General features: G+C 59.0%; 12 protein-coding genes. 8 read left to right on the top strand and 4 right to left on the bottom strand.

Features of this window, described 5'->3' with window-relative positions; translation table 11 throughout:
- Position 1 precedes the first annotated feature (1 nt).
- The 4 genes from AC07W5_RS15235 to AC07W5_RS15220 all read right to left on the bottom strand — a co-directional run bounded on the left by AC07W5_RS15235 (position 2) and on the right by AC07W5_RS15220 (position 4,604).
- Positions 2 to 2,257 carry an Orn/Lys/Arg family decarboxylase gene (locus AC07W5_RS15235; protein ID WP_494991455.1) on the bottom strand — a complete coding sequence of 752 codons (2,256 nt, stop codon included), beginning with the start codon at positions 2,255 to 2,257 and terminating at the stop codon, positions 2 to 4.
- A 103-nt stretch (positions 2,258 to 2,360) separates the two neighbouring features.
- Complete coding sequence (gene dnaQ / locus AC07W5_RS15230; RefSeq protein ID WP_494991454.1) at positions 2,361 to 3,113, bottom strand: DNA polymerase III subunit epsilon; 753 nt, start codon at positions 3,111 to 3,113, stop codon at positions 2,361 to 2,363.
- A 135-nt stretch (positions 3,114 to 3,248) separates the two neighbouring features.
- Positions 3,249 to 3,701, bottom strand: coding sequence for a ribonuclease HI (gene rnhA, locus AC07W5_RS15225; RefSeq protein WP_494991453.1), 453 nt, complete (start codon positions 3,699 to 3,701; stop codon positions 3,249 to 3,251).
- 144 nt (positions 3,702 to 3,845) lie between these two features.
- On the bottom strand, positions 3,846 to 4,604 hold the full coding sequence (locus tag AC07W5_RS15220; protein ID WP_494991452.1) for a methyltransferase domain-containing protein: 759 nt from the start codon (positions 4,602 to 4,604) through the stop codon (positions 3,846 to 3,848).
- Between the two features lie 65 nt (positions 4,605 to 4,669).
- Here AC07W5_RS15220 and gloB point away from each other — a divergent pair, with 65 nt between their 5' ends.
- The 8 genes from gloB (at position 4,670) to fabI (ending at position 15,285) form a co-directional block, all read left to right on the top strand.
- Complete coding sequence (gene gloB, locus AC07W5_RS15215) at positions 4,670 to 5,437, top strand: hydroxyacylglutathione hydrolase (protein WP_495011862.1); 768 nt, start codon at positions 4,670 to 4,672, stop codon at positions 5,435 to 5,437.
- 99 nt (positions 5,438 to 5,536) lie between these two features.
- Positions 5,537 to 6,955, top strand: coding sequence for a transglycosylase SLT domain-containing protein (locus AC07W5_RS15210; protein ID WP_494991450.1), 1,419 nt, complete (start codon positions 5,537 to 5,539; stop codon positions 6,953 to 6,955).
- A gap of 124 nt (positions 6,956 to 7,079) precedes the next feature.
- Positions 7,080 to 8,912, top strand: a complete 1,833-nt coding sequence (locus tag AC07W5_RS15205) for an extracellular solute-binding protein (protein WP_495023719.1) — start codon at positions 7,080 to 7,082, stop codon at positions 8,910 to 8,912.
- Entirely contained in the window at positions 8,909 to 10,762 is a 1,854-nt protein-coding gene (locus AC07W5_RS15200) for an extracellular solute-binding protein (protein ID WP_495011860.1), read from the top strand. Before AC07W5_RS15205 ends, AC07W5_RS15200 begins: the two co-directional genes overlap by 4 nt.
- 1 nt (position 10,763) lies before the next feature.
- Positions 10,764 to 11,837, top strand: coding sequence for a microcin C ABC transporter permease YejB (locus tag AC07W5_RS15195; protein WP_495011859.1), 1,074 nt, complete (start codon positions 10,764 to 10,766; stop codon positions 11,835 to 11,837).
- Position 11,838: 1 nt separating this feature from the next.
- A complete protein-coding gene (locus AC07W5_RS15190) occupies positions 11,839 to 12,858 on the top strand; it encodes an ABC transporter permease (RefSeq protein ID WP_495011858.1) in 1,020 nt (339 codons plus the stop codon).
- A gap of 1 nt (position 12,859) precedes the next feature.
- Positions 12,860 to 14,470 (top strand): ABC transporter ATP-binding protein, encoded by a 1,611-nt coding sequence (locus AC07W5_RS15185; protein WP_495011857.1) that lies wholly within the window; start codon positions 12,860 to 12,862, stop codon positions 14,468 to 14,470.
- A gap of 20 nt (positions 14,471 to 14,490) precedes the next feature.
- Positions 14,491 to 15,285: an enoyl-ACP reductase FabI gene (gene fabI, locus AC07W5_RS15180; protein ID WP_494991444.1), complete on the top strand. Its 795-nt coding sequence runs from the start codon at positions 14,491 to 14,493 to the stop codon at positions 15,283 to 15,285.
- Positions 15,286 to 15,339: the final 54 nt, after the last annotated feature.

The raw sequence follows: 15,339 nt of genomic DNA, 5'->3' as shown, positions 1-15,339 counted from the left end.
CTCAAACCTTGATGCAATCAACGGTGTAGCAACGCCCATTGCCTACGTCTTCGTGCTGCAAACCATGCACGTCCGCGACAAAGCCAGGAAAACTACTGTTGAAGGTGCGAGCGAACGCCAGGTAATCGATGATCGAGCGGGTCGCTTCAGTGAAGCGCTCGCCGGGCATGATCAGCGGAATGCCCGGTGGATAGGGTACCAGCATCACGGCGGCGATCCGTCCATTCAGGGCGTCAATGGAGACGGCTTCAACCTCGCCACGCACCAGTTGGTCATAGGCGTCGGCAGGTTTCATGGAGATTTCCGGGAGTACGGTGTACATGCGTTTGAGGTGCTTGGCCGTGGCATTGCTGCGATAACAGGCATGTAGCTGGTCACACAGATCTCGCAAGCCCATTCCCTGATAACGGGCAACGTCCTGTCTCGCTATGCACGGCAGGCAGGTGGCGAGACTGACGTTGGCGTCGTAGTTGCGTTTGAACTCCAGCAACTCGGTGAGCAGCGTGCTCCACTTGCCTTTGGTAATGCCCATGGAGAACAGCACCAGAAATGAATACAGACCGGTTTTCTCCACCACCAATCCGCGCTCCCAGAGAAACTTGCTGACCACCGCTGCCGGAATGCCACGCTCGCTCAATGCGCCACCGGCGCTCAACCCAGGCGTGACCAGCGTGACCTTGATCGGATCGAGCAGTACGTAATCTTCGGCAATGTCGCCAAAACCGTGCCAGTCCGCTTCGGGCTCAAGCAGCCAGTCAGAGGTGATAACCCGATCGATACCTTCAACCGACGGTGGCTGCCAGATCGAGAACCACCAGTCATCGGCGGCGATATGCTGACGCAGATTGGCCAGGGCACGACGGAAACTCAGCGCCTCATCGAACATTTCCTGCAGCAGCGAACGGCCCGTCGTACCTTCCATCATCGCGGAAGCAACGTCCAGAGAGGCGATGATGCTGTACTGCGGCGAAGTGGAGATATGCATCATGAAGGCTTCGTTGAAACGATCACGGTCCAGTTTCCGCGCACCGCCGTCCTGCACATGGATCATCGATGCCTGACTGAAAGCCGCCAGCAGCTTGTGCGTGGAATGGGTGGTGAACACCAGGGGGCTATCGGCCGTGCGCGATGTCCCCATGCCGTAACGCCCGGCAAAGAACTCGTGAAACGCCGCGTAGGCATACCAGGCCTCGTCGAAGTGCAGCACCTCGACGCTGTTACCCAGCGTCTGCTTGATCAGCTCGGCGTTGTAGCACAGACCGTCGTAGGTCGAGTTGGTGACCACCGCCAGCTTGACCTTGGGCGGCCGGCCTTTGGTCAACGGGCTGGCATCGATCTTGGCCTTGATCGATTCAGGACTGAATTCGCTCAGTGGTATCGGCCCGATGATCCCCAGTTCATTGCGCTCCGGACACAGGTACAACGCAATAGCACCGGTCATGATGATCGAGTGCAAAACCGATTTGTGGCAATTGCGATCCACCAACACCAGATCGTCGCGCCCGACCATCGAGTGCCAGACAATTTTATTGGCCGTTGAAGTGCCATTGATCACGAAAAACGTGTGATCGGCGCCAAAGTTCCGTGCAGCGCGAGCCTCTGCCTCAGCCAACGGGCCGGTGTGGTCCAGTAACGAGCCCAGTTCCGGTACCGAAACCGACAAATCCGAACGCAGGGTGTTTTCCCCGAAAAACTGATGGAACGCCTGCCCCACCGGACTCTTGTGATAGGCAACGCCACCGCCGTGACCGGGAGTGTGCCAGGAGTAATTGGAGTCTGCGGTGTGTTGCACCAGCGCTTTGAAAAACGGCGGCAGCAGGCCATCAAGGTAACTGCGTGCGGCCCGCGCTACTTGCCGCGCGAGGAACGGTACAGTGTCTTCGAACAGGTAGAGAATGCCGCGCAGTTGATTGAGCTCACTCATAGCGTCGGCCGGGGCGTTTTCCAGGGTGACCTGCTCGCCCAGCGCGAAGATCGGCAGGTTCGGCGCGCGGACACGGGCCAGTCGGATCAACTCGGCCATGTTCTGTAGCAGATGGGTGTTTTCTCTGGCGTCTTCGGCCGCAATCAGCATGCAGGCCAGGCCGTGATGGGTCGAGGCAACCAGTCGCCCCTCGGTGTAATCCACCGCGCAAACGATACTGAAGCCTTCCTGCTCCAGTTCCCTGGCGATCCCGCGGACCCGATCACCGGCAACGGTGTCGGCCTTGATGTCCCGGTGCACGATAAGGACGGGAAATTTCAAGTCTTTATACATGGGGCTCGACGTCCTGAAGCGGCAGACCGAGGCCTGCCAATGACCTCAGGGTAGAGGGTTGAGCCCCATGTGGCGAGGGGCATTCCTCGCAAGCGAACGCAGATTACCCCTTAGCCTCGGCCAACTGCACCCAGAGCGCCGGAGCACCGGCGGACTTGGCAATCGCTTCCATCCTCGCCACGTGTTCGGCCAGGTCATTTTCACTGGCACGAATGATTCGGGTTGGCTGACGATCGGCAGGCAAACGACGAATCTCGCCAGGACGGTTGCCAGAACCTTCGCCTGAACCATTACCGTCCGAAGCATTGCCGGCCAGAGACAGGCTGGTCTGGCCGCCAGTCATGGTCAGGTAAACGTCAGCGAGGATCTCGGAGTCGAGCAACGCGCCGTGCAGTTCACGGCCGGAGTTGTCGACGCCATAACGTTTGCACAACGCATCAAGGCTGTTGCGCTGACCGGGGTGACGCTCACGGGCCATCATCAGGGTGTCGAGGATCGTACAGTGCTGAGTGATATCAGCCCGATCCTTCTGACCCATCAGGGCAAATTCATTATTGATGAAGCCGACGTCGAACGCCGCGTTATGGATGATCAGCTGCGCGCCTTTGATGAATTCGAAGAATTCTTCGGCCACTTCGGCGAAACGCGGTTTACCCACCAGGAACTCGTTGGTGATGCCGTGGACGCCTATGGCACCTTCATCACTTTCCCGGTCAGGCTGCAGATAAACATGGAAATGCCGACCGGTCAGGCGCCGACCGATCAACTCGACGCAACCGATTTCGACAATCCGGTGGCCGTCAGTCACCGGCATGCCGGTGGTTTCGGTATCGAGTACAACGGATCTGTTGGCCATCAGGGGTCAGCTCTCAACGGTTCATCTTTCAAAGCGCGCGATTTTAGCACGCTCTATGTCCCAGCTGGCGAAGCCTGCGTTCGCCTCGCGGTCGCGCCCGCCCTGGCGGGCGCAATCGGCACAAGACAGAGTCGTTTACGCCGGCTTGTAGCCCCGCACCTCATCCACGCCACGGTTGGCCAGCTGATCGGCACGCTCGTTACCGTGATGGCCGATATGCCCGCGAACCCATTTCCAGGTGACGTTATGGCGATTGACCTGTTCATCGAGCATCTTCCACAGATCAGCGTTTTTCACCGGTTCCTTCGCAGCGGTTTTCCAGCCGCGTTTCTTCCAGTTGTCCATCCACTCGTTGATGCCTTTCATCACGTATTGCGAGTCGGTGACCAGCAGCACGTCGCAAGGGCGTTTGAGCTCTTCCAGGCCACGAATCGCCCCCATCAGCTCCATGCGGTTGTTAGTGGTATTGGCTTCGCCACCCCAAAGTTCTTTTTCAACGCCCTTGCACACCAGCAATGCGCCCCAGCCGCCAGGGCCGGGGTTGCCCTTGCAGGCGCCGTCGGTGAAGAGTTCTACGCTATCGCTCATGCCAACCTATCCAGAAAATGCCTGTGGCTTGCCGATCGTTGACCGGCAACGTCCCAGGGCCTGCTGATGCAGGGTGACAAGCCGTCACCAAACGTCAACAGACCCTTGGCCGGGCAAGCCCGGCCGGGGAATATAAAGAGTGTTTTACGGCTCGATGTGGCGACGATTGACCTTGGCCATCGGCAACGGAATCAGCTTGCCCATTGGTTCGCGCCGAACCTGACGCACCGGCCTCAAGCCAACCACGATCTTGCGTGCCACCAGCAAATAAAAGCCGCCGCCGGACAACTGCCAGTCGCCGGCCTTGCGCTCCCAACCGGCCAGACGGGCCTGCCAGGCGGGGGACGCAAGCGGCGGACGATAGCACCCGAAGCGGCGTTTCTCCAGCGCAAAGCCCAGCAGGTTCAGCCAGTCGCCTACCCGCGAAGGCGAAATGCAGCGGGCCTTGCTTAGCGCGTCATGAGCGAACACATGGCGCAAGCCCCAGCTACTCCAGGGGTTGATTCCGACAATCAGCAAATGTCCGCCAGGACGCACGCTGCTGGCGGCTTCACGGAGCAAACCATGGGGCGACAGGCAAAAATCCAGACCGTGCTGCAATACCACCACGTCGGCGGCGTGCTCACTGAGCGGCCAGGCCTGCTCCTCGCAGACGATCTCCACCCCGGGTAGCGGTGCACCGAGCCGGACATTGCGCTGCACTTGCGGTGCCGCTGGCGGCGCCTCGGCCGAAGGACCGTAATGCACCAGGTAGCCGCCAAAGAACCGCCCCAGCTCGTCTTCGAGCATGCGCCGTTCTTCATCCAGCAAAAATTGCCCGATGGGACCTGACAGCCACTCACGGGCCGCGCTGATCAATGCCAACCAGTCAGGATCAGCCTGAGCGAACGCTTTATCGGTCATTGCATTCTCCAACTCGCCAAGAAGTTCTAAGATGCGCCATTGTTTTCCGCTTGGCGAATCCGACGATGATACAGATCAGTGCCCTGCCCGCCTTCACCGACAACTACATCTGGTTGTTACAAGATCACAGCACCCGGCGCTGTGCCGTGGTCGACCCGGGTGATGCCGCGCCGGTACAGGCATGGCTTGAGCAACATCCTGAGTGGACGCTGAGCGACATTCTCGTCACGCACCATCACCATGATCATGTCGGAGGCGTCGAGCAACTGAAAAAAGCCTCGGGTGCCAAGGTCTACGGTCCGGCGAGCGAAAACATTCCGGCGCGTGATGTGGCCCTGAACGACAACGACCGCATCAGCGTGCTCGGCCGGGATTTCGAGGTATTGGCCGTTCCAGGCCATACCCTGGGGCATATCGCATTTTACCATCACGGGCTGCTGTTCTGTGGCGACACCCTGTTCGCCGCCGGTTGCGGGCGTCTGTTTGAAGGTTCGCCGCAACAGATGCACAACTCTTTGACGCGTCTGGCGGCCTTGCCTGAAGACACGCTGGTGTACTGCACCCACGAATATACCCTGAGCAATCTGCGTTTTGCCCAGGCCGTCGAACCGACCAACCCGTACATCGCTGAACGTCTGGCGACGGTTACTCAATTGCGAGAAACCGGCCGCATGACCTTACCCTCGACCCTGGCCCTGGAAAAACTCACCAACCCTTTCCTGCGTACTGGCGAAACATCCGTTAAACAAAAAGCGGACGAGCGGAATGGCCTGGATAACCGGGCTCCCAGTGCAGTTTTCGCTGCCTTGCGCGCCTGGAAAGATAAGTTCTAAGCCGAGCCACCATTGGTACAAAAATTCTGAATGGTTGACCGCACCTTCCGTGCTTTCTAGAATCGCCCGACATTTTTGCCCGGAACTTTCTTCCAGCCAATGTCGTCATCTATTCGTAAAACCAACAATTCAGACGCATTGACCCGCCTGGCTCAAGCCATCGCGGTGGCTGTGTCCGCCACCCTGGCGGGCTGCCAAAGCACCAACTATGCCCCGCAAACCGACGCGGTGCACACTCCGAATCTTTCCAGCCACATCAAGCAAAAGCCTATCTGGCTCAACGAAAAACCCAATCCGCAAGCCGCTCAGGATGTCTGGGAGCGCATGCGCCTGGGCTTCCAGTTGCAAGAGGGCCTTGGCGTAAACCCGCGCATCGAGCAACAGCGCTTGTGGTTCGCCAGCAACCCGTCGTTTCTGGAAAACGCCGGTGACCGCGGCAGCCTGTATATCCATTACATCATCGAACGCCTTGAAGAACGCAATATGCCGCTGGAGCTCGCGCTGCTGCCGGTGATTGAAAGTGCCTACAACCCGTTGGCCTACTCCCGGGCCGATGCCGTTGGACTGTGGCAGTTCATCCCGTCCACCGGGCGTTACTTCAACCTGCGTCAGACCCGTTTCTACGACGGCCGCCGCGACATCACCGCTTCGACCACTGCCGCACTGGATTACCTGACCCGTTTGCATGACATGTTCAACGGCGACTGGCTGCTGGCGCTGGCCGCCTACAACTCTGGTGAAGGTACTGTCAGCCGGGCCATCGAGCGTAACGAAAGACTCGGCCTGCCGACCGACTACTGGAACCTGCCGTTGCCTGCCGAAACCCAGGCTTATGTACCTAAACTGCTGGCCTTGTCCCAGGTGGTGCTGGCGCCCGAAGCTTATGGCGTCAACCTGAGCCCGATTGCCAATGCACCCTACTTCCAGGTCGTCGAAATCAATCAGCGCATGGACCTGTCCCGTGTCGCTGCCGTGGCCAATATCGACGAAGACGAACTGTTCCAGCTCAACCCGGCCTTCAAGCAACGCACCACCATCGATGGCCCCCAGCATTTGCTGGTGCCGACGTCCAAGGCACAGTTGCTGGCCGACAGCCTGTCGACCATGAAACCCGAAGAGCTGATCAGTCAGCGCCCGCTCAAACCCGTCTTCGAGGGTATGGACAGCCACGAACTGGCCAGGTTGAAACGCAACTATCGGGTGAAACACGGTGACAACCTGTCGTTGATCGCCAAGGCCAACAAGGTCGACATCAAGGATTTGCAACGCTGGAACAAACTGACCGGCAAAAATCTGAAAGTCGGGCAGACGCTGGTCATGCAAGACACCAGCAAAGGCAAAAGCAACGGCGTTGCCAGCAGCAAGAAGGCGACCCAGTACAAGGTCAAGCAAGGCGACTCGCTGTACATGGTTGCCAAACGTTTCAATGTAGAGATGCAGCACCTCAAGCGCTGGAACCCGAACACGGCCAAGGCACTGAAGCCGGGGCAGACGCTGACCGTTTATTTATCGCATTGAGAGCGGTTAAAGTCAGGCGCTTGTGGCAAGCCCCCTCGCCACAGGTGCACGACCTTTTTCCTGTCGATACAAGCTGTTACTGTACCGATCACAAAGCCCAAGCCGCCTGGATCGGATCTCTGCCTTGACGCGTCCCCTCCTCCTGCTCCTAATCAGTCTGGCCTTGAGCTTTCCCGCAGGCGCGACGATCAGCGAAAGCCATGGTTATGCGCAGTTCGGCACGCTCAAGTATCCGGCCAAATTCACCCATTTCGATTGGGTCAATCCTGCAGCGCCAAAAGGCGGTATCTTGCGGATCATGGCATTTGGCACCTTCGATACACTCAACCCCTACACGTTCAAGGGCACCAGCCCGGTTTCGACGCCCAACTTCCTGCAATACGGCGTCAACGAGCTGAATGAACCCCTGATGGCCGGCACCGGCCAATACGCCCCCTCGGGCGATGAGCCAACGTCCAGCTATGGCCTGATCGCCCAATCCGTGGAATTCAGCGAAGACCGCAGCTGGGTGGTGTTCAACCTGCGGCCCGAAGCGCGCTTTCACGATGGCACGCCGATCACCGCCTACGACGTAGCGTTTTCCTACCGCTTGCTGCTCAAGGAAGGCCATCCGCAATACCGGACCAACCTGCAGGAAGTGCTACGGGTCGACATCCTCAACCCGCAACGTATCCGCTTCGTCTTCAAACGTGCTGGCAATCCACTGATGATCTTGCGTCTGGGCGAACTGCCGGTGCTGCCACAGCATTACTGGGAAGGCCGCGACTTCAAGGCTACTTCCTTTGAGCCGCCATTGGGCAGTGGTCCTTATCGAATCACCCAGGTACAACCCGGTCGACAGCTGGTGTTCGAGCGGGTCAAGGATTACTGGGGCAAGGACCTGCCGGTCAATCGCGGCAAATACAACTTCGACCGGGTCGAGGTTGAGTTCTACCGCGACAGCGATGTGGCCTTCGAAGCGTTCAAGGCCGGCGAGTTCGATATCTACATCGAACACCAGGCCAAGAACTGGGCCAATGGCTATAACTTCCCGGCGGCAGGCCGTGGGGAGGTGATCAAGGCGCAGATCGCCCACCAGATTCCGACCCAGACCCAAGGGCTGTTCATGAACGGCCGCCGCAGTACTTTCGCCGATATCAAGGTGCGCGAAGCACTGGGCCTGATGTTCGATTTCGAGTGGACCAACCGCACACTGTTCAGCGGTGCCTATAAACGGGCCATGAGCTACTACCCCAACAGCGAGTTTTCCGCCACAGGCGTTCCGGTCGGCCACGAATGGCTGATGCTCGCGCCGTATCGCAACCAGTTGCCCGCCGACCTGTTTACCCAGCCCTTCAGCCTGCCGCAAACCGATGGCCGCGGCATCCCGCGGGAAACCCTGCGTCGCGCCCTCGGGCTTTTGGCTGAAGCCGGCTGGAAGCTCAATGGTCAACGCCTGCAGAACAGCGCCGGCCAGCCCCTGCGTTTCGAAATCCTGCTGGTCAATCCCAACCTGGAACGGCTTCTGCAACCCTACGCCGAGAACCTCGCCAGCATCGGCATCGACGCCCGCCTGCGCACAGTGGATCGCGCGCAGTACAAACAGCGCCTCGACCAGTTCGATTTCGACATGATCCTGATGACTCTCGACCAAACCCTCAGCCCGGGCCTGGAGCAATGGCAGTACTTCCATTCCAGCCAGGTCGGGGTCAAGGGCAGCAAAAACTATGCGGGTATCGCCAACCCGGTGGTCGATCATCTGCTGGAACAGTTACTCGCGGCCAAGACCCGCGACGAACAACTGGCCGCAGGCAAAGCCCTGGACCGGGTACTGTTGTGGCAGCATTACATTATCCCCAACTGGTATCTCAATTATCACCGCCTGGCGTACCGCAACCGGTTCGCCTTCGTCACCACGCCCCCTTACGACCTGGGTCTGAGCGCATGGTGGCTGAAGCCTTCGGAGAAAGCCCAATGATGCCCTTGCGTGCCCTGCTCCTGCGGGCCTGTGGCCTGTTGTTCACGGGACTTGCGTGCGCTGCCCAAGCTGCCCCGCAACATGCCCTGACGCTGTACAACGAACCGCCTAAATACCCGGAAGATTTCAAGTACTTCAATTACGTCAACCCGGATGCGCCTAAGGGCGGCACCTTCCGCCAGGCCGGTTTTGGTGGCTTCGACAGTCTCAATCCGTTCATCAACAAGGGCGTTCCAGCCGACAACATCAACCTGATCTACGACACCCTGGCCAAACAGGGGCTCGACGAGCCATTCACCGAATACGGCCTGATCGCCAGCAAAATCGAAAAGGCCCCGGACAACACCTGGGTGCGCTTTTACCTGCGACCTGAGGCCCGTTTCCACGATGGCCACCCGGTTCGTGCCGACGACGTGGTGTTCAGCTTTCAGACCCTGATAAAAAATGGCGCCCCGCTGTACCGCGGTTACTACGCTGACGTCGAAGAGGTGGTCGCCGAAGACCCGTTGCGAGTACTGTTCAAGTTCAAACACAATAACAACCGCGAATTGCCGCTGATCCTCGGGCAATTGCCGGTATTGCCCAAACACTGGTGGGAAAACCGCGATTTCAGCAAAGGCAACCTGGAGATCCCGCTGGGCAGTGGCCCCTACAAAGTCACTTCGGTGAAGGCCGGGCGCTCGATTCGCTATGAGCGGGTCAAGGACTACTGGGGCAAGGATCTGCCGGTCAACCGTGGTTTCTACAACTTCGACACAATGGCCATCGATTACTACCGCGACAACACCGTAGCACTGGAAGCCCTGAAGGCCGGTCAGTTCGACTATTGGCTGGAAATGACCGCGAAGAACTGGGCCAATGCCTACAACATTCCGGCGGTTACCGAGGGTCGATTGATCAAGGAACAGATACCCAACGGCAACCCTACCGGCATGCAAGGTTTTGTCTTCAATCTGCGCCGCCCGGTGTTCCAGGATGTTCGGGTGCGTCAGGCCCTGAGCCTGTTGCTGGACTTCGAATGGACCAACAAGCAATTGTTCAACGGCGCCTACGTACGCACCCGCAGCTACTTCGAAAACTCGGAAATGGCCGCCACTGGTCTGCCGGATCAGGATCAACTGGCGATCCTCGATCCGTTCAGAGGAAAAATTCCCGAGCAGGTGTTCAGCGAGGCTTTCCAGAACCCGCTGACCGACGCCAGCGGCATGATCCGCACCCAGCAGCGCAAGGCCTATCAACTCTTGCAAGAAGCTGGCTGGCGCATCGTCGACGACAAAATGGTCGACGCTAACGGCAAGCCGGTGATCATCGAGTTTCTACTGGCCCAGACCGAGTTCGAGCGGGTACTGCTGCCGTTCAAGCGCAACCTCAGCGATCTGGGGATCGATCTGGTGATCCGTCGGGTCGACGTTTCCCAGTACATCAATCGCCTGCGCTCGCGGGATTTCGATATGGTGGTCGGCAGCTTCCCGCAGTCCAGTTCGCCGGGCAACGAACAGCGCGAGTTCTGGAAGTCCGAAAGTGCCGACAAACCCGGCAGCCGCAACTCCATGGGTTTGAAAGACCCGGTCATCGACCAGCTTGTCGATCAGCTGATCAACGCCGATTCGCGCAAAAGCCTGGTAGCCCATGCTCGCGCCCTCGACAGGGTATTGCAGTGGGGCTACTACGTGATCCCGAACTGGCACATCAAGACCTGGCGCGTCGCGTACTGGAATCATCTCGGTCACCCCAAGGTCTCGCCGACCAATGAGGTGGGCATTTCCACCTGGTGGATCAAACCCGACGCCAAACCGGCGATAGAAGTTCAAACCAAGGTGCAAGCCGAACCTGCAGGCGTGGAGCAATAAGATGCTGGCGTATATTTTTCGGCGACTGTTGCTGATTATCCCGACCCTGTTCGGTATTTTGCTGATCAACTTCTTGATCATCCAGGCGGCCCCCGGTGGACCGGTAGAACAGATGATCGCCAAACTCGAGGGGTTCGAAGGTGCCACCAGCCGCATCGCTGGCGGCGGCGCAGAAGTGTCGGTGGCCGGTTCCAGCTACCGCGGTGCCCAGGGCCTGGACCCGGCACTGGTCAAAGAGATCGAGCACATGTACGGCTTTGACAAGTCGGCGCCGGAACGTTTGTGGATCATGGTCAAGAACTACGCCACCCTGGATTTTGGCGACAGCTTTTTCCGCGACGCCAAGGTCGTCGACCTGATCAAGGAAAAATTGCCGGTGTCCATTTCACTTGGGCTCTGGAGCACGCTGATCATGTATCTGGTGTCGATTCCGCTGGGGATTGCCAAGGCCACTCGGCACGGCAGCCATTTCGACGTCTGGACCAGTTCGGCGATCATCGTCGGCTACGCAATCCCGGCGTTTTTGTTCGCCATCCTGCTGATCGTGGTGTTCGCCGGTGGCAGTTATTTCGACTGGTTCCCATTACGAGGCCTGACCTCGAACAACTTCGATGAACTGAGCTGGGTCGGCAAGATCCGAGACTACTTCTGGCACCTGGCACTGCCCGTGACGGCACTGGTGATCGGCAACTTCGCGACCATGACCTTGCTGACGAAAAACAGCTTTCTCGACGAGATCAACAAGCAATACGTGATCACCGCCAAGGCCAAAGGCCTGACCAATCACGGAGTGCTTTACGGTCACGTGTTCCGCAACGCCATGCTGCTGGTGATCGCCGGTTTCCCGTCAGCCTTCATCGGGATCTTCTTTACAGGCTCCTTGCTGGTGGAAGTGATTTTCTCCCTCGACGGCATGGGCCTGATGAGTTTCGAAGCGGCGATCAACCGCGACTACCCGGTAGTGTTCGGCACGCTGTTTATCTTCACCCTGCTGGGTCTTGTAGTGAAACTGATCGGCGACCTCACCTATACCCTGGTCGATCCGCGTATCGACTTCGAAAGCCGGGAGCATTGAGATGAATCTTTCCCCCCTCAATCGCCGACGTCTCGAACTGTTCAAGACCAACAGGCGTGGCTGGTGGTCGCTATGGCTGTTTCTGATCCTGTTCGGCGCAAGCCTGGGTGCCGAGCTGATCGCCAACGACAAACCGCTGGCCGTGCATTACGACGGCGGCTGGTATTTCCCGGCGCTCAAGCGTTATCCGGAAACCACCTTCGGCGGCGAATTTCCGCTGGAAGCCAACTACAAGAGCCCGTACATCCGCGAACTGCTGAAGGCCAAGGGCGCCTGGATCCTGTGGGCGCCGATTCCATTCAGCTATCAGAGCATCAATTACGACCTGAAAGTCCCGGCACCCGCGCCGCCTTCGGCCGATAACTGGCTGGGCACCGACGATCAGGGTCGCGACGTGCTGGCCCGGGTAATCTACGGGTTTCGGGTTTCGGTGTTGTTCGCCCTGACGCTGACCATCCTCAGTTCGATCATCGGCGTGATCGCCGGTGCCTTGCAGGGTTTCTATGGTGGCTGGGTCGACCTGGCCGGGCAGCGTTTTCTGGAGATCTGGTCCGGGTTGCCGGTGCTGTATCTGCTGATCATCCTCGCGAGTTTCGTGCAGCCGAACTTCTGGTGGCTGCTGGGGATCATGCTGCTGTTCTCCTGGATGAGCCTGGTGGACGTGGTGCGCGCGGAGTTCCTGCGTGGGCGCAATCTCGAATACGTACGTGCCGCCCGGGCGCTGGGCATGCAGAACGGTGCAATCATGTTCCGCCACATCCTGCCCAACGCCATGGTGTCGACCATGACCTTCATGCCGTTCATCCTCACCGGCGCCATCGGCACCCTGACTGCTCTGGATTTCCTCGGCTTTGGTCTACCCCCCGGCGCGCCGTCCCTCGGCGAGCTGGTGGCCCAGGGTAAATCCAACCTGCAAGCGCCGTGGCTGGGCATGAGCGCCTTCGCCGTGCTGGCGATCATGTTGAGCCTGCTGGTGTTTATCGGCGAGTCCGCTCGCGACGCCTTCGACCCGAGGAAGTGAAATGCATCAGGACAATCTGATCGAAGTCCGCGACCTCTCCGTCGAGTTTGTCGTCGGCGAACGCCGCCAGCGGGTGGTCGAAGGCGTCAGCTTCAATATCAAACGCGGTGAAACCCTGGCCCTGGTGGGCGAAAGCGGATCGGGTAAATCGGTGACCGCGCATTCGATCCTGCGCCTGTTGCCCTACCCCTTGGCACACCATCCGACCGGCGCCATCCTGTACGCCGGACAGGACTTGCTGAGCCAGAGAGAAAAAACCATCCGCCACATCCGTGGCAACCGGATCGCGATGATCTTTCAGGAACCGATGACGTCGCTGAACCCGCTGCACTCGATCGAGAAACAAATCAACGAAGTGCTCGGTCTGCACAAAGGCCTGAGCGGCAAAGTCGCGACCAAACGCACACTGGAATTGCTTGAGCTGGTAGGCATCCCCGAGCCACACAAACGCCTCAAGGCCCTTCCCCACGAGCTGTCTGGCGGCCAGCGGCAAAGGGTAATGATCGCCATGGCCCTGGCAAACGAGCCGGAACTGCTGATCGCCGATGAACCGACTACCGCCCTGGACGTCACCGTTCAGCTGAAAATCCTCGAATTGCTCAAGGAGTTGCAGGCCCGTCTGGGCATGGCGTTACTGCTGATCAGCCACGACTTGAACCTTGTGCGAAGAATTGCGCATCGCGTATGTGTCATGCAGCGTGGTTGTATCGTCGAACAGGCATCGTGCGAAGAGTTGTTCCGCGCACCACGGCATCCTTACACTCAGGAGCTGCTGGCAGCGGAGCCTCGCGGCAACCCGGCGACCAATATGGCCGGCGCGCCGTTACTGGAAGTCGAGGATCTGAAAGTCTGGTTCCCGATCAAGAAAGGCTTTCTGCGCAACACCGTCGATTACGTGAAAGCGGTAGATGGCATCAATTTCAGCCTGCCTCAGGGCCAGACCCTGGGGATCGTCGGTGAAAGTGGTTCCGGCAAATCCACCCTGGGCCTGGCGATCTTGCGGTTGATCGGCAGCAAAGGCGCGATCCGTTTCGAGGGCAAGCAGCTAGACTGCCTGACGCAGCAACAGGTTCGACCGCTGCGGCGGGAAATGCAGGTGGTCTTTCAGGACCCCTTCGGCAGCCTGAGCCCACGGATGAGCGTGGGCCAGATTGTTGGCGAAGGCCTGCGGATTCATAAGATGGGCACGCAGGCCGAACAGGAACAAGCGATTATCGCAGCGCTCAAGGAAGTAGGTCTGGACCCGGAAACCCGGAACCGCTACCCCCATGAGTTCTCCGGCGGGCAACGACAAAGAATCGCCATTGCCCGGGCATTAGTGCTAAAACCGGCGTTGATTCTGCTCGACGAGCCCACTTCGGCGCTCGACCGGACAGTCCAGCGCCAGGTAGTGGAGCTGCTGCGTTCACTGCAAACCAAGTACAACCTGACGTATTTGTTTATCAGCCATGACCTGGCGGTAGTCAAAGCGCTCAGCCATCAGTTGATGGTGGTCAAGCACGGCCAGGTGGTCGAACAAGGTGAGGCGCAAAACATTTTTGCCGCACCGCAACATCCCTATACACAGCAGCTGCTGGAGGCCGCTTTTCTGGCCCCAACAGCTGTCGAATAACCTGAAGAGAGGAGCAACACATGGGTTTTCTCGCCGGTAAGCGCGTACTGATCGTCGGTGTCGCCAGCAAGCTGTCCATCGCATCCGGCATCGCTGCCGCCATGCATCGCGAGGGCGCTGAGCTTGCCTTCACTTATCAGAACGACAAACTCAAAGGTCGTGTCGAAGAGTTTGCCGCTGGCTGGGGTTCGGGCCCTGAGCTGTGCTTCCCTTGCGACGTGGCCAGCGATGAAGAAATCGCCAAGGTCTTCATCGATCTGAGCAAGAAGTGGGATGGCCTGGACTGCATCGTCCACTCCGTCGGCTTCGCCCCGGGCGACCAACTGGACGGCGACTTCACCGAAGCCACCACCCGTGAAGGTTTCCGCATCGCTCACGATATCAGCGCCTACAGCTTCGTGGCCCTGGCCAAAGCCGGTCGCGAAATGATGAAAGGCCGTAACGGCAGCCTGCTGACCCTGTCGTACCTGGGTGCCGAGCGCACCATGCCGAACTACAACGTGATGGGCATGGCCAAGGCTTCCCTGGAAGCGGGCGTTCGTTACCTGGCTGGCTCCCTGGGCCCGGAAGGCACTCGCGTCAACGCCGTATCGGCCGGCCCGATCCGCACCCTCGCCGCCTCCGGCATCAAGAACTTCCGCAAAATGCTGGCCGCCAACGAAGCGCAAACTCCGCTGCGTCGTAACGTCACCATCGACGAAGTCGGCAATGCCGGCGCCTTCCTGTGTTCGGACCTGGCATCCGGCATCAGCGGCGAAATCATGTATGTAGACGGCGGCTTCAACACCACCGCCATGGGCAACCTCGAAGAGTGATGCCCACGCTGTGAAAAAACCCGCCAATTGGCGGGTTTTTTATGAGCCCGCTCC

The organism is Pseudomonas sp. GW821-FHT01E05 (assembly GCF_059422425.1).
The sequence above is the reverse complement of the archived record's forward strand: the minus strand, read 5'-3'. Positions and strand labels throughout refer to the sequence as shown.